Below are 20,137 nucleotides of genomic sequence, written 5' to 3' on the forward strand. Positions count from 1 at the left end.
TTCTCCCTGCTGATCTGCGGAAGCGATCCGCGCCAATTTGCGGAACAAAAACATCAAGAGCTGCAGGATGAAAATCCCGGCTAGTAGAAATCTCCCTGTTCCAGCAGCCGCTTTTCAAAGCCAGGTCCGCTCCAGTACAGCTCCGGCTCCGGATGCGGTCCCTCTCTTTTCAATAACAGGCGAATGGGATGCAGGCCCGCTTTGAGCAAAAGCGTCTGTTGCACTTCGGCTCCCGGGGTATAACCATAATCGGCATCCAGCAGGGCAATTTCATGCAACCGCACAAAAGCTTTTCCATTCACCTTCAGATAAAACGTGTAGGCCCCATCGGCCGGTACCCGGATGTAGCCGCTGAGGGAGCCGGCATCGGCATCAGATAAAGCATTCATTGCTGCCTTTATGCTGCCGGTGCCTGATTTTGCGGCCCCTGAACCGGCAGTCCCGGGCACCCATAAAAAGGATCCTTTATACAGCTGGTATCGGATGCCTTTTGAGGCTTTCTTTTCGGAAACGGAGGCTACCGGCACACTGTCATAAGGACGCGGAGCTTCCAGCGAAGGTATCCGCATTTGCAACACTTTTTCCTTAAACTGCTTTTGCAGTGCAGGAAGTGCCGGAGCCCTGTTCAGCTTCTCCTTCGGGTCTTTTACCACATCATAGATCTCAAAATCATCCTCGCTGTTTTTGATATCATAACGTACGCCAACATAATCACCCTGGCGTATGAACTGCATCTGGTTGCGCATGCGGTTCCGGTGACGCTGCTCAAAATCGGCATAGCCGGGTGTTTTGCCATCAAAAAAATATTCCGAGTAAAGTGTTTGCCGCTGCTGTATACCCCTGCCTGTAAGCGCCGGCAACAGCGATACGCCATCCGTTCTTGCCGGTGCCGTCATACCCGCCGCATCCAGGAACGTAGGCATCCAGTCCGACAGGAAAGAGGGCAGCAGCACTGTTTTTCCCGGTACTACGGTCCCTTTCCACTGTACGATGGTAGGCGTACGCATTCCGCCTTCCCACTGGTCGCGCTTAATACCGTCAAAAGGCCCATAACCCTGGAAAAACTCCGGTGTATAATCTTCTTTTAAATAAGATTCGGCTGAGGGACCGTTATCCGAGGTGAAGACAACCATTGTATTTTCATCGATCTTCAGATCTTTCAGCAATTGCAGCAGATCGCCTACCTGCGCATCCAGGCGCTGTACTACTGTAGCATAGCGTTTATTGACATCTTTCCACGGGACCATCTTACCGGTGGCCTTGTCCAGGTACGTCGCATTTTTAAATTCGGGGGCCATCCAGGAATCAATGTTTCCTGAAGCCGTATTGATCATCTGTCCGGGCTTACCGATCCACTGCAATCCCCCCGTAAGACCGCTCCCCCCGGGATAGGCCTGGGTAGGCAATTCTATCACTGCGTGCGGCGTATCATAGGCAAGGTACATAAAGAATGGGGCCCCGTTCTTCGATTTTTTGTAATCCATGATCCACTGTTTGGCACGTGCCGTCCACAGATCACCCGTGTAGCATTTATCCAGCCCCTCTGTAACATTTGCCGTGTTATCATATACTTCTTTGGTCTTCCGGTACAGTCCTTCCTTGGGGTAATGCTCATGACCATCGCTATGTCGTATGTATCCATAGTAAGCGTCAAAACCTCTTCGCAGCGGATGGCCGGGCCAGTCTTCCTTACCGGTTCCCTGTAGCCCCCATTTCCCGATAGCCACGGTATTGTACCCTGCTGCTTTCAGGGTAGATGCAATGGTATAGTTATCTTCAAGTGCCCTGTCAAACTGGTTATTGCGTACTACCGCATGGCCTTGTGTAACACCCGTCAGCAGGGACGATCTTGATGATACGCATACCGGCGCATTGGCATATTGCTGTGTAAATATCGTACCGTTGGAAGCCATCCGGTCCAGGGCGGGCGTTACCATAAAAGGTACCGCCGGATCCTTCAGGGCTTTGCGGGCATTTTGATGAAAAACACCCACATCTCCATAGCCGAGGTCATCCACCAGGATAAAAATAATATTGGGACGCAGTCTGCCGGTCTGTGCCCAAATACCAGACACCAGCAGCAGGCAGGAAAAAAGAAAAAGTTTACGCATAAGGACCTGTTTCGTTTGCTTGAAGGATCAAACCCGGATCATGATCCTTTTGACTTCGGATAGAACGATTCGTTTACCCCCTTAAAAACCAATTTTCAGCACGGCCTGTACCGGGCGGTGATCCGATGCATAGTCTTCGGCTACCACATGATGCGAAAGCACCGAAAAGGCATTCCCGGGTTTATAGGCGATAAAATCGATGGCCTGCTTCTCCTTGCCCTCTTCTATGGTAAATGCACAGTTGTGGCAGGTACGGGTAAATGCCTTATCCAGCAGCTGAATGGTCTCGCTTTTTTCAGTGGCATTAAAATCACCGCCAATGATCACCGGTAACCGCTCATCAGCAAGAATCCTGTTCACTTCGGTCATCTGCAATTTTCCGTTGGTCTTTCCATGAAAATCCAGGTGTGTTGAAGCCACCCTTATTTTTTTTCCGCCCGGCAAAGTAACCGTGGCCAGCGATAATACCCTCGGCTCGCCGCCTGTTGCAGGATCTGTGGGGAGTTTATGCGTTGCCATATCCGACAACGGATACTTTGAAAGAATCATGATCCCGTAGTCACCGCCATCATGATCGATCGACTTTGAAAAATGGAAAGAATGATAGCCCGTCTTCTCCGACAACAATGCGGCCTGGTTAATCTTGCCGGAGCGGCCTGTATTTACATCAATCTCCTGTAAGGCTACCACATCCGGGTTTTCCTTTTTGATGACCCTCACTACTGCATCCACATCGATAACTCCCGGTTTGGAAGGAGGATTGCAATGATGCACATTGTACGACATAAACGTGATAGCATCCTTACCGGCCTGGCTGCCGGCGGGCACAGTTTTACGGGCGCAGGAAATCATTACCAATACCGCCCAAAATCCCAAAACACTGATCGTTCTCATAAACTTTTTATTCTTTTTTATTCCCCTTTATTTTAACCGGGGTATTCCAATAAACGGTTCCAATTACCTCAAAAATAATAAAGGGCTGCAAACCCATAATAACAACCGCCACTTTAACAGCGTTACCAGGCACACAGGAGCCACATCAGCGGGTGCCTGCAACGGGGACACCGGTGCTGTACCAGGTATCCGTAAAAGCCCGGTGCGGCGCCAGGTTGCCGGTGCAAAACCAGGTCAATAATAATAAACTTTTGGCTTCCCGTCAACTTTAAAGACCGATTTATGATGGCCGGCAATAACCAATCCCGTGAACAGCCGGTACCGGCCATTTCCACACGGATCGGGAGCCGGTCCATTCCCGTGCACGGAGAGAGGCTTAGAGCTGCTGTAACGCTGGTATCCCGGCGCGGCGTCCGTTTCAGTAACCGGCAGCTCCTGCCGGTCCGCAGCTTTTGGGCAACCGGGACCAGATACCATGCCGGAGCCCTTCAGGGGAATAACACCCCCTTGCTATAATTCTTTTATATCCTTAAAACCGGGCGCCACTTCATAGCGCTTTCCTTTTTTAAAGGTAAAAGGCAATACAGCCCCGTTATAGCGCAGGGTAGCCCGGCCATCTGCGATGGTCCTTATTGTTAGTGTTGTAAGCTGTTTATTTTCCCATTTCATATCCAGCACCAACCCACCCCGGGCATGGATGCCGTTGATCCATCCCCCGGGTAATGCATCGGGCAACGCCGGCAGGATATCAATAAGACCGGCATGGGACTGTACCAGCATTTCGCCGATACCGGCCGCGCCGCCAAAATTACCATCGATCTGGAAGGGAGGATGCGCATCAAATAAGTTGGGATAGCTACCGGCCCCTCTTCCCGCGGGGCTGAGCAGCATCCGGATGAGTTTATAGGTATGATCTCCATCTTTAAACCGTGCCCACAGGTTGATCTTCCAGCCCAGGCTCCAGCCGGTGGCGGCATCCCCGCGGTAGATCAGCGACTGGCGGGCCGCCTTCATCAGGTCCGGGGTTGTTTCCCAGTTGATCTCACTACCGGGATATACGGCCCATAAATGTGATACATGCCGGTGTTTGTTTGTTGTGTCATCCACATCCTGCATCCATTCCTGCAACTGGCCATACCGCCCGATCTTATTGGGTGCAATGCGGGGATATTTATCTTCCAGCTCTTTTCTGAACGCGGCATCCCTCTTCAGTATCTTAGACGCCTCGATGGTATTCTTAAATAAAGCGCGGATGATCTGGTGATCCATAGTAGGCCCTGCCACCAGTCCGCCCTGTTCCGGTGAATTGGAAGGCGTACTGATGAGGTACCCGCTCACCGGGTCCTTCACCATGAAGGTATTAAAGAACAACGCCGCTTCCTTCATGATGGGATAGGCCGTATCTCTTAAAAAACGTTCGTTTTTCGTAAACAGGTAACGCTCCCAAAGATGCTCGCAGAACCAGGCCCCGCCGGTAACCCAGATGCCGTGATCGGATGCATTGATCGGGGCGGTTCCCCGCCACAGATCCGTGTTATGATGTAGCACCCAGCCCGGTGCCCTATAATATTCCCCTGCCGTTTCGCGGCCGGATGCGGCCACTTCCTGCGTCATCCTGAAAAATGCGCTATGCAGCGGAGAAAGCCCCAGCAATTCGGCCGGCCAGTAGTTCATTTCCGCGTTGATATTGGTGGTATATTTACTTCCCCAGGGTGGCGATAACAGGTCGTTCCAGATCCCCTGCAAATTCGGCGGGTAGGTACCTGGTCTTGAGCTGCTGATGAGCAGGTACCGGCCATACTGAAGGTACAGCGCTACAAATTCCGGATCCCCTGAGCGGGAGAACCGCGCCAGCCGCTGATCGGTAGGCAGCTGTTCATTCCGGTTCTGTACTGCCGGATTGGAGAAATCTACCGAAAGGGTATTGAAATATTGCTGGTACTCTTTTATATGATCGCGCAGTAATGAAGCGAATGTCAGCTGATCCGTTTTCTGCAATGCTGCTTTACAAAGCGCAGCAGGTTGCCCGGATACATCTTTATAGTTGCGGTAATTGGTAGCTGCCGTTATCCATACCGTTGCTTCATCTGCCCCACTTACCACCAAACGGTTGTTCTCTACAGTGATATTGCCGCTTTTCGTTGTCACCCGCACATAGCTCTCTCCAAAAAGAGCCCCGTCCTTTACCTGTACATGAAGCGCTACTGTATGCGGGTCTATTTTTTTAAGTATAAAATCCCGGTGCGGGCTGGAAACTGCCGTTGCAAAGCTGATGGCCCCGGCCCTGTCTGCGGTAAAGTTTACGGCAATTACCTGGCCGGGCACGCTGGCAATATATGTGCGTTTAAAGGTTGTACCATTGCTCTTATAGGACGTAGTTAAAGTAGCATCTTCCAGGCTGAGCACCCGCTTGTATTGTGTAACCGATGCGGTATCCACATCTGAATAAAAATGTATATCCCCAAATGGCTGGTAGCGGGCCTGGTATTCTTCTTCCGGGGGCACTTTATCCGATTGTACCCAGTATTTCCACACGCCCTCCAGCAACAGTTTTGCCTCCTGTTTTCCTGCGGGGTAAATACCCATGGTTTTGCCACTGTCCTTATATCCCAGGATCCCGCCTTTGCCTGCCATGTTCAGTACCTGAATAGCGATGCTGTTTTTACCGGTCTTTAACGCGGAACCAGGCACCCTGTATTTACGCAGAGCCCCGTTGTCCTGCGTGCTTACCTGTATCCCATTTACAAAACAGATGTCCTGCCCCGCTATGCTGCCCAGGTCCAGCTCTAATGGCTGGTTCTTCCAGTTAGCAGGCAATTCAAAGCTGGTACGGAACCACACAGCGCCATCCAGCTCTGCAAGACCCTCTTTTTCCCAGCCCTCATAGTGCGGTACACGGATCATTTTCCAGTTGCGGTCATTATAAGCGGTTGCGGAAGGATTATCCTTTTGTTGCTGAATGGCCTTCATCTTTACGATCCAGGCCTGGCGGGCGCCTTCATTTGACCGTACTCCCAAAAACTCGCGTCCGGCCAGCTGCTCCGCCTCTTTTTGCTTACCCGCAAACAGCAACCCTCTTATGGAATCGAGATACCGGTACGCCCCTTTCCGGTTATAATCCCGCGGTCCGCCGGACCACAATGTTTCCTCGTTGAACTGGATCCGGTCATCCGCCACACCTCCAAAAACCATGGCACCCAAACGGCCGTTCCCGATGGGTAATGCTTCCACCCATTCTTTTGCCGGCCTGTCGTACCAGAGTTTCAGATCCTGTCCTTCTGCCGCAGATACTCCCAAAAGAAGCACGGCCCATAATAGTATATAGCTTTTTATTTTCATCCCCAGATATTTCGTATCAAACCAAATCTATGCAAATCTGCTGATCAGCGGAAAACAAGCCCCCCGATCGTTACGTTTTTGCCCCTGCAATAGCTTACCCGCTGCGTATACCGGCAGCCGGGCATCGTCAGGATCCCCGGAAGGAAGAACCGCTCATACCGGAAAAACCGGCAGGTGCAGGTATACTACATAAAACAGCCTGATTAACAAATGCAGTTGAACCGGCAGAGACAAACAACGCAGTTCTGTGCGCAGGCACTCAATCCAGCTTCAGGTCATAAAACCGGATCGCATTGCCGGCATATACATTTTCCAGCGCTTCGCCCGAAAGCAATGACGACAATACATTCTTATACACCTCCCAGGTGTACACATAATCCCCTGCCAGCAATGATACCGGCCAGTCGCCGCCGCAAAAACAACGGTCTGTATCAAAATGCTCCAGCACAAACCCGATATAGGGCGTCAATGTCTCTGCAGTGAATTTTTCAGTACCGGCTACCGTTCCCAACCCCGAGATCTTTGCGTAAATATTTTTATTTTTTGCAACCTCCTGCATCAACACGCCCCATTGTCCATAACGCGCTCCGCTACTCACGGGCGGCGCATTCAGATGATCAAAAACCATTTGCAGCTCCGGAACCAGCTCCGCTACTTTTAAAACCGTTTCAATGTGCTCCGGCAGCACCCCTATCACATCATATGGGATACGATGAGCAGCCAGCATTTTCAGGCTTTCTATTGCCGCGGGCTGTAACAACCATTTCGGATCCTTTTCATCATGAATGAGGTGGCGTACACCCACAAAATATTCATCTTTCAACAGCCGCTGTTCCAGCAGCATAGCGGTACGTCTGGGGTCGGCCAGCGGCAGCCAGCTCACCACGCCTTTGATCCAATCCGTTTTCCCGGCCACGTCCAGCATATGGAAGGAATCTTCCATTTGCACATCTGCCTGCACAAAAATACCGGCAGCAATACCCGCCGTTTTTCTTGCGGCATCCAGTTCCCCGATGGCATATGTGCGTTTTAAAAGCTCCGGCGCACCGGCCAACCAACCATAGGAGGACTTTCCTGTATCCCAAATATGTATGTGTGTATCAATAATCATCTGCATCAATATTTTATTCCTTCGGGGCTATGCTATCTTCATCCTGGCTTTTAATAATTCTGTCCGGAGAGACCATTCCCTGGTCTTAAAGATCCTAAACATTGAACCTCAAACCTGAAAACAGGTCAACAACCCAGCGCCTAAGATACTACAGCTGTTCCTTTTTGCAATCGATTTAATCTAAATTCTTTGCAATAACCGGTCGCGTAAAAAATGAGCTTGGCAAAGGCCTGTTACTGTTTCCGCGCAACCGCTTCAGCCTATATACCGCTGCGGCGCCGGGAACAACGGGCTACCGGGGAACGTAAAAAAAATCCGGCTCCCACAACGGAAGCCGGATATCCTTATAGCTTTACAGGATTATTGATCATCGCGGCTCATCGAATAAGGCACATCCGTATCCGCCGTACCACGGGTCTTATTGGGTTGCGCACCCATGTTAAAGCTGATAACAGCCCCTTTCTGAAGGGCGCTAAAGCTCAGCCAGTTTTTGCTGTAAGCCTGCCCGTTTAAAGTGACCGATTGTACATAACGGTTTTGATCGCTGTTCGCCGGGGCATTGATGACGATTGTTTTGCCGTTCTCCAGGCGAACGGTCACCTTTTTAAACAAGGGAGCTCCCACCACGTACTGATCCACACCTGGTGTTACCGGGTAAAAGCCCAGGGCTGAAAATACATACCAGGCACTGGTTTGCCCGTTATCTTCATCACCGCAATAACCATCCGGTGCAGCCTTATACATGCGGTTCATCGTTTCCCGTACCCAGTACTGCGCCTTCCAGGGAGCGCCTGCGTAATTGTACAGATAGATCATGTGCTGTATGGGCTGATTGCCATGTGCATACTGGCCCATGTTGGCGATCTGCATTTCCCGGATCTCATGGATCACACCGCCATAATAACTGTCGTCAAAAACGGGGGGCAGACTAAATACATTGTCCAGCTGTTTTACAAAATTGGGTTTGCCTCCCATCAGGTCGATCAGCCCCTGTATGTCGTGAAACACGCTCCAGGAGTAGTGCCAGCTGTTCCCTTCCGTAAAAGCATCGCCCCATTTATAGGGATTGAAGGGGCTTTGAAATTTACCGTCCCTGTTCTTCCCCCGCATCAGGTTGTGTTCAGGATCAAAAAGATTCTTATAATTCTGCGAGCGTTTCTTGTACAGGTCCAGCTCTGCCTTTGGACGCCCCAGGGCCTTACCCAGCTGGTAGATGGTAAAATCATCATAGGCGTACTCCAGCGTGCGCGCTGCATTTTCATTGATCTTTACATCATAGGGTACATAACCCAGTTCATTATAATAGGTCACACCGCGGCGCCCTGTAGCCCTTGGTCCTTCATTGTTGGCGCCATGCAGCAGTGCCTCATACAGCGTATTGATATCATAGCCTCTTAATCCTTTTAAATAGGCATCGGATACCACGGAAGCAGAGTTATTGCCCACCATCACATCCGAATACCCAGGGCTGCTCCATTCCGGCAGCCAGCCGCCTTCCCTGTAATCATTAACCAGGCCGGCCTGCATCTCCTTATTGATGGAAGGGTACAGGAAATTCAGGAAGGGATATAATGCCCGGAAGGTATCCCAAAAACCGGTACCGGAAAACCGGTACCCCGGAAGAATTTTGCCGTTGTGCGGGCTGTAATGAACTACCTGGTTGGAGGCATCCAGTTCATACATTTTATGAGGGAAAAACAAAGTACGGTACATGGCCGAATAGAAGGTCCTTAGCTGGTCGGCGGAAGCGCCGTCGATCTTGATCCTTCCCAGGCGATCATTCCACGATTTCTTTGCCCTTGCCATGGTCTGTTCAAACCCGTCTGTTCCCAGCTCCCGCTTCAGGTTCAGCTCAGCCTGTTCAAAGCTGATAAAAGAAGTGCCGATCTTCATATGCACCTTTTCTCCTTTAACGGTCTTAAACCCGACAATGGCCCCGCTGTGATCGGCAGTGATCTCCAGCGCCGACTCATTGAGCGTCTTGCCCTCCCAGGTATGGGCATTGGCAAAAGGCTTATCAAAATAGATTACAAAGAAATTCCGGAAATCCGGCAGCGGCCCGCGTGCATGTTTGGTAGAGTAGCCAATGATCTTTTTTTCTGCAGGAAGGATCTTAATATAAGAGCCTTTATCAAACGCATCAATCACCACAAAAGAACTATCCGTCCTGGGAAAAGTAAACCGGAACTGCGCGGCCCGTTCGGTGGGTGTAAGCTCCGTGGTTACATCATGATCGGCCAGGTACACACTGTAATAATAAGGTTTTGCAACCTCCGCTTTGTGCGAGAACCAGCTGGCCCGGGCATCCTGCTCAAATGCCATTTTGCCGGTGACCGGCATGATGGAGATCTGGCCATAATCATTCATCCACGGAGAAGGCTGGTGCGTTTGCTTAAACCCGCGGATCTTATCAGCATCATAGGTATACATCCAGCCATCGCCCATTTTACCGGTTTGAGCACTCCACAGGTTCATACCCCAGGGCACACCCACAGCAGGATAAGTATTTCCATTGGAAAGGCTGGGCTTGGATTGAGTACCCATCAGCGGGTTCACCAGTTCTACAGGATCATTTTTCTGAGCGTGCAGCAGGAGCGAAAAACCTCCGGCCAGCAAAAAAAGGGCGCAGTGTGCAATCTTCTTCATGAGCAATAATACTATTTTTAAATAACAAAATCGTTTTTGCAATCTTCCACAAAAATAACACGCCGGGGCCGAACCTGTATGGAAAATCTTCTGCATTAAAAAACGGCGCCCGCCCACATAAAATCGGTAAAAGTAGGTGCAGGCCGAAAACCGGCAACAAGGCTTTCCGTAATCCCGATAGACACCGCCCTTAAGACCAGGGCATTATGATCCTGCTGCACCGGCGTTTCCTTTACCTCAATGGCCATTTTCTGATTGTAGATAAAATCGATCTCCTGCCCGCTTTTTTTCTGATAATACTGCAACACGCCCATTGGCTTTAACTGGGCTGCCACTGCATTTTCAAACACCTGCCCTGCCGATAACTGGTTTCCCCCAAGCACATTCAACAGGCCCGTATCGCTAAAGTACAGCTTCCGCTGCTGGGATATTTCCTTATCGATATTATGGGTAAACGGTGTTAGCTGGTAAATGAGATAGGTCTGTTCCAGCAATTGCATATACGCGGCAATTTTTTGCCTGCCGATACCGGAAGCACTGCTAAGTTTTGAGTAATCAATTTTATTACCGGCTCTGGCAGCCAGTAGTTTTACCAGTTTATACAGTTCCTCGCCCGCAGCATAATCTGCCAGCAGTTTTACATCAAGCTCAATGTAGGAATTCAGGATATCCTGCAACAAATCGGTTTTGTCCTTCTCTTTTTTTTGCAATACCACTTCCGGGAACCCCCCATAAGCCAGGTACTCCGCATACCAGCTTTTTGCCTTATTATACCATGCAGCCTTATAGGGTTGCCAGCGGTAGCGCTCAAAGGGTTTAGCCCATACCCCCTTAAATACCAGGAACTCTCTAAAATTCAGCGGGTACATTTCAAAAACATGTTTTCTTCCGGCCAGGCTCTCTGAAAAAGTATTCTTCATATAGTAAGAGCTGGAGCCGGTTACCACAAACTTAACGGTATAGGTATCATACAGGTATTTTATCAGGCTGGGCAAATTTGCCACCAGCTGAATCTCATCCAATGCGATCAGACAGGGTTTTGTAAAATCAAGCCCCTTTAACTCCAGCTCCTCCTTTATTTCTTCATAATGCGGCTTGTTCAGCAGGATCCTTATCTCGATACGCTCACAGTCCAGGTACAGGCTGTTTTTATGAGACACTTTTGCCAGCAGGTATTTTACGGCGGTACTTTTACCTACCCGGCGCATACCGGTGATCACTGTAACCTGTCTTTTGGACAGGTGTTCTGCTAATTCTTTATAGATAGAACGTTCAAACATAATTAGCGATCACAAACTGACTATAAAGCTACAAAAATTAACTTATAAATCAAATAGTATAACTTTTTGAATAACTTTAAATCAAAAAGTTATACTATTTGCAATTCTATGAGGAAAACAAAAATAGCTCCTCAACCATTCATCCCCCCGATTCCCCATTTGTGTAACACCTCAAAATAAAGCTAACAATTGTTAGTTAATTTAAAAAAGATTTCCTTACTTCGTATAACGTTTAGAAGAATAAAAAATTTCAGGCCGTGTACCAGATCCAATCATTGACAGATACGCATTCTGTGGCGTTTAACGAAAATAAAAATGCTTACCGGCAGTTGCTGGAACAGTATCATCGCCGCCTGAAGGGCGTGCTGCATGATGACGCCCAGCCAGCCGTTCAAAAACATAAGCAAAGGGGAAAGCTGCTGGCGCGGGAGCGGGTAGACAACCTGTTGGATCCGAATACCCCGTTCCTGGAACTTTCGCCGCTTGCTGCCTTCGACATGTATGACAATCAATTTCCTTCAGCAGGGATCATCACCGGCATCGGCGTTGTACACGGCCAAATGGTAATGATCATTGCCAATGATGCTACCGTAAAAGGCGGCACCTATATGGAACTTACAATAAAAAAACACGTACGGGCCCAGGAAATCGCGCTGGAGAACCAGCTCCCCTGTATCTATATGGTCGACTCCGGCGGTGCCTTCCTGCCGGAGCAGGACAAAGTGTTTCCGGACCGCTATGATTTTGGCCGCTTCTTTTATAACCAGGCCCGGATGTCGGCTGCCGGTATCCCGCAGATCGCGATCGTAATGGGATCCTGTACCGCAGGCGGGGCCTATGTTCCGGCCATGAGCGATGAAACGATCATTGTACGGAACCAGGGCACTATTTTCATTGGCGGACCTCCCCTCGTAAAGGCAGCCACCGGAGAAGAAGTGACCGCCGAGGAATTGGGCGGTGCGGTGGTACACACTTCAATTTCGGGCGTGGCAGACCATATTGCGGAGAATGACCAGCATGCGCTGGTCATCTGCAGGAACATCATACAGACCTTTAAACAACCGGACCCCCAGCCACTGGAACGGGTTGACCCGGAAGAACCGCTGTATGACCCGCAGGAGCTTTACGGACTGATACCGACGGATCTGAAGAAGGCTGTGGACGCCAAAGAGATCATCGCACGATTGGTGGATGGCAGCCGCTTCCATGAATTCAAAGCGGCTTATGCCCCTACCCTGGTCACCGGCTTTGCACATCTCATGGGGTACCCGGTGGGCATCATTGCCAACAATGGCGTGCTGTTCGGAACATCTGCTTTAAAAGGTGCGCATTTTGTAGAACTGTGCACGGCCCGGCAAACACCCATTTTATTTTTACAGAATATTACCGGCTTTATCGTAGGTAAGGAATACGAGCACAAAGGCATCGCCCGTGATGGCGCCAAGATGGTGCACGCCGTAGCCAATGCCAATGTGCCCAAATTCACCGTGATCTTTGGCGGCTCTTTTGGTGCAGGCAACTATGCCATGTGCGGCCGCGCCTATGATCCCCGTTTTTTATTTATGTGGCCGCATTCCAAAATATCCGTAATGGGCGGCGAGCAGGCCGCAGGCGTACTGACCACAGTAAAAGAAGAACAGCAAAAGGCAGCAGGCAAGGAATTTCCGGAAGCAACAAAAGAGGCCCTGCGTCAGTCGATCTTAAAAAAATATGAAACAGAGGGCTCCGCCTATTACAGTACGGCCCGGTTATGGGACGACGGTATCATTGACCCCGCCGAAACCCGGAAGATCATTGCATTGGGCATTGCCATCTCATTAAATAAAAAATGGGACGAAACAAAAAACGGCGTGTTCCGGATGTAAACAGCTTATAGTTCATAGCTGATGGTTCATGGCAACTACATAAATGATGACCCATTAACCATAAACGATCCATTTCTCACTATAAAATTTTTCACTATTGCATTATGTACACGACTATCGAAACAGAACAGCATTACCACATCGCCACTGTCTGGCTGAACCGGCCGGATGTTCGGAATGCATTCAACGACACTATGATCGCGGAACTGATCCATGCATTTGAAACCCTGGGCAGCGATGAAGTTGTGCGTGTGATCACCCTGCGGGGACGCGGAAAAGTGTTTTGCGCCGGCGCCGATCTGAAATGGATGAAAGCCACTGCAACATCCGGCTATAAAGAAAGCCTGGAAGAGAACCGGCAGCTGGCACAATGCTTCCAGACCGTCTATAATACCCCCAAACCCACGATCGCCGTGGTACATGGAGCCGCAATGGGCGGTGCAAATGGCTTAATCGCTGCCTGCGACTTCGCTTATGCGGGCAATGATACCCTGTTTGCATTTTCTGAAGTGCGACTGGGATTGGTGCCGGCAACCATTGCGCCCTATATTCTGAAAAGAATCGGGGTAGCAAAAGCAAAAGAGCTCATCCTTACGGGACGGCAATTCCATGCAAAGGAAGCTGCGCAGGCAGGGCTTATCAACCAGGTATTACAGGAAATGGACCTGGAAAGCAAGGTAGCCGAGCTCATACAGGAACTACTGCAGGCGGGTCCTGAATCCATTGCTGCATGTAAGCAGTTATTGCATTATCTGTCAGCAAAAGAGCTGGAAGCCTCCGTTCCATACACCATTGAAGCCATCGCCAGGGCCCGCAGCTCTGCCGAAGGCCAGGAAGGCATGCAGGCCTTTTTTGAAAAACGGAAACCCGACTGGATCCGGTAACATGCTACGGCCCGCTGCAAACTTCTAACTATAAAACTTCTCACCTTTCACTCAATGAATAAGATCCTCATAGCAAACCGTGGCGAAATAGCGGTACGTATTATCCGCACTGCAAAAAAAATGCGGATCAACACTGTATTGGTCTATGCCCCCCAGGATGCCGGTGCGGCCTATCTTCATGAAGCAGACGAAACGGTATTACTGGAGGGACAATCGCTGGGAGAAACCTACCTGAACAGCCGCAATATCATCGCCGCTGCCAAAGCGGTACATGCAGATGCCATTCACCCGGGCTACGGGTTCCTTTCTGAAAATGCCGCATTTGCTGAAGCCTGCAGAAAGGAGGGCATTATTTTTATCGGTCCCACACCGGAGGCCATGGAAGCCATGGGGGATAAGATAGCGGCCCGCCGGACGGCCCAGACTGCCGGAGTACCGGTTACACCGGGTATTACCGGCACTGTACCCGAATTGCTGGCACAATACGCGTCCGTTGGCTTTCCACTGCTGATAAAGGCCGCTGCCGGCGGAGGCGGCAAAGGGATGCGCGTGGTGCAGCAGGAAACCGAATTAAAAGAGGCCCTGGAAGCAACGGCCCGTGAGGCAAAAAATTATTTTGGCGATGATACGGTTTATATTGAAAAATATATTGAGGCGCCCAGGCATGTGGAAGTACAGGTGCTCGGCGATCAGCAGGGCCATATCATTCACCTGTTTGAGCGCGAATGCTCCCTGCAACGACGCCATCAGAAGATCATCGAAGAAGCGCCCTCTCCTACTTTAACACCCGAAGTAAGGGACCGGATCTGCCATGCCGCGGTACAGCTGGCCGCAGCGATCGGTTACCAAAGTGCCGGAACGCTCGAATTCCTGGTAGGCCCTGATCTTAGTTTCTATTTTCTTGAAATGAATACCCGCATACAGGTAGAGCACCCGGTTACCGAACTCACCACCGGTATCGACATCGTGGAACAGCAGATCCGCATCGCCCGGGGAGAACCGCTGGACATCCGCCAAAAGGACATCCGCCAAAGGGGGCATGCTATTGAATGCCGTATTTATGCCGAAGATCCCGAACAACAGTTCTTACCGGCCCCCGGCCTCCTGCGCTTTTACAAAGAACCTTATGGCGAGCACATCCGCATCGACAGTATGCTGCTGCAACACGGCTCCCTAGTGACGGGAGATTTTGATCCGATGATCGCAAAACTCATTACCTGGGGCACAGACCGGGAGGCAGCACGCAAAAAAATGGCAGAGGCCCTTCAGCAATATTTTATATATGGCATTAAAAACAATATAGCCTTCCTGTCGGGGCTCCTTCATCACCCGGATTTTATTAAAAACAGGATCTCCACAAAATACATCGACATCCATCTCGCCGGTCTGCTACAACAGTTCGAAGATCGGAAAAAAAAGGAGCACATACAGATTCCTTTGACCGCTGCATTGGTATTCAGCCTGCTGCACAAAGCGGGCAATGCATCATCCATCTGGGAAACCATCGGTTACTGGCGGCGGGTTCCACAGCTTATACTGGATGTGGAGGGTAAGGATATTGTGGTAGTGATTCACCGGCAGACGCACTCTTCAGTCGATTTTGAATATCAAACAGTATCCGGCAGTGCAACGCTTGCGGCTACAGGAGCGCAGCAATTCAATCTTATACTGGATCAGCAATCATATCCGGTACACATTTTTGAAAGGGCGCCGGGTATATTCATCATACGTTACAACGGATTTGACTATACCGTAAAACGCAATGATATCTTGCATATAGCGGCAAACAGGTTGCCTCCTCCATCTGTCAGCTCCGCAACAGCCGGAAATATTTGTGCGCCCATGCCGGGCAAGGTGATAAAAATAGCTGTAGCCCCCGGAACCGCAGTGCACGCCGGGGATCTGCTATTAATTGTAGAAGCTATGAAAATGGAAAATAATATCCTGAGTCCGAAAGACGGAACAGTAACAGCAATAGATGTAGCCGAAGGCGATAAGGTAGACACAACGACCACATTGATTCACATAGAGGATGCGAATTCGCTGGTTCGTGAGGACACGAACCAGGGCACAAAATAATAACTTAAGCTAAAGCCACGGTTCGTGTCCTCACGAACCGCAATAGAAATACTTTCATCATGGAAGAACAGATCTTAAAAACACAACGGAAAAGCCACATAGAAATCGGAGAAATTTTCTTTTGGACGGCAACCATCCACAACTGGCAACGGTTGCTGGAACAAGACGCTTATAAACATATAATCATCAACCCCTTGCAACATTTATCAGACGCCGGAAAAATCGATGTTTTTGCTTTTATAATCATGCCGAATCATATTCATTTAATCTGGAGGACCAATGCGCTAAATGGCAAGGAAACGGCACAGGGTTCCTTTCTAAAATTTACGGCACACGAATTTAAAAAGCGAATTCCAACAGAACAGAAAAATCATCTTTCTTCCTATAAAGTATCTGCAATCAATAAACAGTATGAATTCTGGCAACGGGATCCTTTAGCCATTCATCTATATACAAAAAATGTAGCTTATCAAAAACTGGATTACATTCATTGCAATCCATGTACAGAACGCTGGAAACTGGTAGCAGACCCCTGTGATTACGTGTATTCCTCCGCAGGTTTCTATGAGAAGAACGAAAACCGGTTTGCATTTTTAAAGGATTTACGTGAAGAATTTGGTTAGACACATCTTCTGGTTCGTGAGGACACGAACCAGGGCGCAGAATGATATGAAGATACGAACTAAAGCCGCGGCTCGCGTCCTCGCGAACCGCAACAAAACCAAAAAAGATACATTATAATATGGACTACACATTAAGCGAAGAGCACAAGGCGATCCGGAATATGGTGCGGTCTTTCGCGGAAAAAAACATCAAACCCCAGGCACAGGAACTGGATGAGCGGGAAAAATTTTCACCGGAGCTTACCCGGCAGATGGGCGAGCTGGGCCTGATGGGCATTTACCTTCCCGAAAAATACGGGGGAGCAGGTATGGATTACCTGGCATATATCATTGCTGTGGAAGAAATAGCGCGGGTAGACGGATCACAGGCAGCCACCCTGGCGGCACATAACTCCCTGGGCATTGGTCCCATTTACAACTATGGCACAGAGGAACAAAAACTGCAATACCTGCCGCAGCTTTGCACAGGCACAGCCCTATGGTCGTTCGGATTAACAGAACCCGGCGCCGGAAGCGACTCCCGGGCATCAAAGACCACAGCAAAAACGGACGGCGATCATTGGGTGATCAACGGCAACAAGATCTTTATCACCAATGGTTCCGTTTCACTGAACCGGGGTACTACTGTACAGGCTGTAACCAATGAAGTAAACGGCAAAAAAGAATTCACCACGATCATTGTTGACCGGGATACGCTGGGCTTCTCGCAACAAGCCATGCATGGAAAAATGATGTGGCGTGCCAGCGATACCGCCCAATTATTCTTCGACGATTGCCGCGTACCAAAATCGCATACCCTTGGACCGGTTGGGGAAGGATCAAAGATTATGTTGCGTACACTGGATGCAGGCCGGCTGAGTATTGCCGCCATGGGACTGGGCTGCGCACAGGGCGCTTTTGAAATGGCATTGAGTTACGCACAGGAACGCCGCCAATTTGGTAATTCGATCGCGTCCTTTCAGATCAACCAGTTCAAACTGGCCGATATGGCCCTGAAAATAGAACTGGCGCGTACGTTTTTATATAAGGCCTGCTGGCTGAAAGATACCCATCAGCCTTTTACAAAAGAAGCCGCCATGGCCAAGCTTTATTGCTCGGAGATCGCCAGGGAAGTAGCCGATGCTGCCGTACAGCTTCACGGGGGTTATGGCCTGATGAAGGAATACAATATCGAACGTTTTTATCGTGATCAACGGCTCTTACAAATCGGAGAAGGTACATCAGAGATCCAACGGATCGTGATCGCAAAGCAGTTGGGGTTGTAGTTCATGGTCGAATCGTTCATAGCGGATAGCTTTTACTATAGACTGCAGCCTTGAAGTGCATGGATATACTCGAAAAAAACAAATACAATAACCTAAATTCATATGGCATTCCGTTTTGAAGCATTAAATGTCTGGCAGAAGGCGGTCGATACATCCAATGAGATTGATCCTATAACGAAGCGCTTTCCCGTTGAGGAAAGATATAGCCTGTCTTCCCAGCTCAAAAAAGCAGCTGACGCTGTTGTGCTGAACATCGTCGAAGGCGCTACAGGGCAAACTGTTCCGGTATTTAAGCAATTCTTAAATATCGCCTTGCGCCCGGCCATAGAAGTAGTGGCCGGGTTGTTTTTAGCAAAAAAGGGCAACTATATCCCAGAAGATTTGTTTAAAAAATTATACGAAGAATATGAGTTATTGAGCAAAATGATTACCAGGCTCCGTAATGCTTTATAAATATATCGGACAGCGATTTACCATGAACGATGATCAATTAACTATTCACTATACGTTATGATCCATGAACTTAAAATAACCGAATGCCCCCGCGATGCACAGCAGGGACTTCCCTACATCATTCCGCCGGAGAAACGGGCGGCCTATATCAATGAACTGATGCAGGTTGGATTTGAGGTGATCGATTTCGGGAGTTTTGTGTCGCCCAAAGCAGTGCCGCAAATGGCGGACTCCGCAAAAGTGCTGGAGGGCATCAACAAAGAAGGTTCGGCTACCAGGTTGCTGGCCATTATCGGGAACGAAAGGGGTGCAACAGAAGCCGCCGCCCAGCCCAAAGTGGATATTTTAGGATTTCCCTACTCCATCTCCAATACCTTCCTGGAACGGAATATTCATTCCGATTCCTCCAAAGCGCTGCATGTGCTTGATGCAATCACCGGTATTGCCCGGGACACCGGCAAGCAGCTCCGCGTGTATATCAGCATGGCCTTCGGCAATCCCTACGGGGACGAATGGTCAGCATTCATCGTACAGGACGCCGTTTATTTACTGGCAGGGAAGGGTGTTCAAACCATCACGCTGTCCGATACCACCGGATTGGGCACACCGGAAATCATTTACAAACTTTTTAAAACCCTGATCCCCCGTTTTCCGGGTGTGGAACTGGGTCTCCACCTTCATACCCTTCCGGGGCAGGCGATGGAAAAAATCGACGCCGCCTGGAAAGCCGGTTGCCGTAGTTTTGATGGTGTGATCAACGGGTTGGGCGGCTGCCCGCTTACCGGTTATGAACTATTGGGCAATGTAAACACCCTTTCATTACTGCAATATTGCCGTGATCATAAGATCGCATCCGGGCTGGACGAGGCCCGTATCCGGAAGATCGCCGCGGCCTATCCCGGTTTTAACCTGTTGAAATCTTAAACAGGATGATGTAACTTACATAAAAACCACGGCTATGAAATGGCTATCTGTTATCCTTCTCAGTTGTTTCTACTGTTTTTCACAGGCACAGGAAAACAGCATACCGAATACTGAGATGTTGCATCAGCAACGGATCGAAACCAACCGGAAAGGCATGTGGGTATTATCCGGATGGGGCCTGGCTAATATGGGTAGTGGTATCATTGGAGCGCTCAATACAACCAACACGGAAGTAAAAGCCTTTCACACCATGAATGCCTTATGGGGCGTGGTCAATACCGGCATTGGTGTTTTAGGGCTGATGCGCGCGAAAAGAGAAAAGAGCCTGTCCTTTTCAGACGCCGATAAGTACCGGGCTTACAAAAATGTAAAAAAACTTTACCTTATCAATGGCGGACTTGATGTGCTGTATATGGGCACGGGGGCGTTCTTAAAAGCGCGGGCGGACAATGCAAAAAACCCGGCCAGGAACAGGGGCTACGGAAATTCATTGATCGTTCAGGGTGCAGGATTGTTGCTGTATGATATTACCATGTACCTGAGCCATCAAAAACAAAACCGCTACTGGAAGAAGGCCGTGCAGGAATTGGCAGTCACAGAAAACGGCATCGGTATGGTCTATCATTTTTAAGACCCCGTTCGAAGAACAGAAACGACAAAGAC

Annotated in this window: 14 protein-coding genes; 8 read left to right on the plus strand and 6 right to left on the minus strand. The window is 49.5% G+C overall.

Features of this window, described 5'->3' with window-relative positions; all coding sequences use genetic code 11:
- Positions 1 to 80: 80 nt before the first annotated feature.
- The 6 genes from BLS44_RS22600 to BLS44_RS22630 all read right to left on the minus strand — a co-directional run bounded on the left by BLS44_RS22600 (position 81) and on the right by BLS44_RS22630 (position 11,381).
- Positions 81 to 2,111 carry a sulfatase-like hydrolase/transferase gene (locus BLS44_RS22600; protein WP_090392710.1) on the minus strand — a complete coding sequence of 677 codons (2,031 nt, stop codon included), beginning with the start codon at positions 2,109 to 2,111 and terminating at the stop codon, positions 81 to 83.
- An 81-nt stretch (positions 2,112 to 2,192) separates the two neighbouring features.
- Positions 2,193 to 3,005, minus strand: a complete 813-nt coding sequence (locus BLS44_RS22605) for an endonuclease/exonuclease/phosphatase family protein (RefSeq protein WP_090392712.1) — start codon at positions 3,003 to 3,005, stop codon at positions 2,193 to 2,195.
- A 510-nt stretch (positions 3,006 to 3,515) separates the two neighbouring features.
- Positions 3,516 to 6,344 (minus strand): glycoside hydrolase family 95 protein, encoded by a 2,829-nt coding sequence (locus BLS44_RS22615; RefSeq protein WP_090392715.1) that lies wholly within the window; start codon positions 6,342 to 6,344, stop codon positions 3,516 to 3,518.
- A 259-nt stretch (positions 6,345 to 6,603) separates the two neighbouring features.
- Positions 6,604 to 7,455: an amidohydrolase family protein gene (locus tag BLS44_RS22620; protein ID WP_090392717.1), complete on the minus strand. Its 852-nt coding sequence runs from the start codon at positions 7,453 to 7,455 to the stop codon at positions 6,604 to 6,606.
- Positions 7,456 to 7,815: 360 nt separating this feature from the next.
- Positions 7,816 to 10,101, minus strand: coding sequence for a GH92 family glycosyl hydrolase (locus tag BLS44_RS22625; RefSeq protein WP_090392719.1), 2,286 nt, complete (start codon positions 10,099 to 10,101; stop codon positions 7,816 to 7,818).
- A 95-nt stretch (positions 10,102 to 10,196) separates the two neighbouring features.
- Positions 10,197 to 11,381 carry an ATP-binding protein gene (locus BLS44_RS22630; RefSeq protein ID WP_090392722.1) on the minus strand — a complete coding sequence of 395 codons (1,185 nt, stop codon included), beginning with the start codon at positions 11,379 to 11,381 and terminating at the stop codon, positions 10,197 to 10,199.
- 257 nt (positions 11,382 to 11,638) lie between these two features.
- On the opposite strand from BLS44_RS22630, the gene BLS44_RS22635 reads away from it, so the two are divergent.
- The 8 genes from BLS44_RS22635 (at position 11,639) to BLS44_RS22670 (ending at position 20,105) form a co-directional block, all read left to right on the plus strand.
- Complete coding sequence (locus BLS44_RS22635; protein WP_090392724.1) at positions 11,639 to 13,246, plus strand: carboxyl transferase domain-containing protein; 1,608 nt, start codon at positions 11,639 to 11,641, stop codon at positions 13,244 to 13,246.
- 104 nt (positions 13,247 to 13,350) lie between these two features.
- Complete coding sequence (locus tag BLS44_RS22640) at positions 13,351 to 14,130, plus strand: enoyl-CoA hydratase-related protein (RefSeq protein ID WP_245729364.1); 780 nt, start codon at positions 13,351 to 13,353, stop codon at positions 14,128 to 14,130.
- Between the two features lie 54 nt (positions 14,131 to 14,184).
- The gene (locus BLS44_RS22645) at positions 14,185 to 16,209 is read left to right on the plus strand and encodes an acetyl/propionyl/methylcrotonyl-CoA carboxylase subunit alpha (protein ID WP_090392728.1); all 2,025 of its coding nucleotides are present in this window, start codon (positions 14,185 to 14,187) and stop codon (positions 16,207 to 16,209) included.
- Between the two features lie 59 nt (positions 16,210 to 16,268).
- The gene (locus BLS44_RS22650) at positions 16,269 to 16,832 is read left to right on the plus strand and encodes a transposase (protein ID WP_218127803.1); all 564 of its coding nucleotides are present in this window, start codon (positions 16,269 to 16,271) and stop codon (positions 16,830 to 16,832) included.
- 119 nt (positions 16,833 to 16,951) lie between these two features.
- The gene (locus BLS44_RS22655; RefSeq protein WP_090392730.1) at positions 16,952 to 18,097 is read left to right on the plus strand and encodes an acyl-CoA dehydrogenase family protein; all 1,146 of its coding nucleotides are present in this window, start codon (positions 16,952 to 16,954) and stop codon (positions 18,095 to 18,097) included.
- Positions 18,098 to 18,199: 102 nt separating this feature from the next.
- The gene (locus BLS44_RS22660) at positions 18,200 to 18,550 is read left to right on the plus strand and encodes a four helix bundle protein (protein ID WP_090392732.1); all 351 of its coding nucleotides are present in this window, start codon (positions 18,200 to 18,202) and stop codon (positions 18,548 to 18,550) included.
- Positions 18,551 to 18,607: 57 nt separating this feature from the next.
- Entirely contained in the window at positions 18,608 to 19,474 is an 867-nt protein-coding gene (locus BLS44_RS22665) for a beta/alpha barrel domain-containing protein (RefSeq protein WP_090392734.1), read from the plus strand.
- A gap of 34 nt (positions 19,475 to 19,508) precedes the next feature.
- Complete coding sequence (locus BLS44_RS22670; protein WP_090392736.1) at positions 19,509 to 20,105, plus strand: DUF6992 family protein; 597 nt, start codon at positions 19,509 to 19,511, stop codon at positions 20,103 to 20,105.
- Positions 20,106 to 20,137 lie beyond the last annotated feature (32 nt).

This window comes from Niabella drilacis (assembly GCF_900101395.1).
Taxonomy (GTDB): domain Bacteria; phylum Bacteroidota; class Bacteroidia; order Chitinophagales; family Chitinophagaceae; genus Niabella; species Niabella drilacis.

Coding starts and splice junctions, on each gene's coding strand:
- BLS44_RS22600 (WP_090392710.1), bottom strand. CDS start 2,111: ATGCGTAAACTTTTTCTTTTTTCCTGCCTGCTGCTGGTGTCTGGTATT.
- BLS44_RS22605 (WP_090392712.1), bottom strand. CDS start 3,005: ATGAGAACGATCAGTGTTTTGGGATTTTGGGCGGTATTGGTAATGATT.
- BLS44_RS22615 (WP_090392715.1), bottom strand. CDS start 6,344: ATGAAAATAAAAAGCTATATACTATTATGGGCCGTGCTTCTTTTGGGA.
- BLS44_RS22620 (WP_090392717.1), bottom strand. CDS start 7,455: ATGATTATTGATACACACATACATATTTGGGATACAGGAAAGTCCTCC.
- BLS44_RS22625 (WP_090392719.1), bottom strand. CDS start 10,101: ATGAAGAAGATTGCACACTGCGCCCTTTTTTTGCTGGCCGGAGGTTTT.
- BLS44_RS22630 (WP_090392722.1), bottom strand. CDS start 11,381: ATGTTTGAACGTTCTATCTATAAAGAATTAGCAGAACACCTGTCCAAA.
- BLS44_RS22640 (WP_245729364.1), top strand. CDS start 13,351: ATGTACACGACTATCGAAACAGAACAGCATTACCACATCGCCACTGTC.
- BLS44_RS22645 (WP_090392728.1), top strand. CDS start 14,185: ATGAATAAGATCCTCATAGCAAACCGTGGCGAAATAGCGGTACGTATT.
- BLS44_RS22650 (WP_218127803.1), top strand. CDS start 16,269: ATGGAAGAACAGATCTTAAAAACACAACGGAAAAGCCACATAGAAATC.
- BLS44_RS22655 (WP_090392730.1), top strand. CDS start 16,952: ATGGACTACACATTAAGCGAAGAGCACAAGGCGATCCGGAATATGGTG.
- BLS44_RS22660 (WP_090392732.1), top strand. CDS start 18,200: ATGGCATTCCGTTTTGAAGCATTAAATGTCTGGCAGAAGGCGGTCGAT.
- BLS44_RS22665 (WP_090392734.1), top strand. CDS start 18,608: ATGATCCATGAACTTAAAATAACCGAATGCCCCCGCGATGCACAGCAG.
- BLS44_RS22670 (WP_090392736.1), top strand. CDS start 19,509: ATGAAATGGCTATCTGTTATCCTTCTCAGTTGTTTCTACTGTTTTTCA.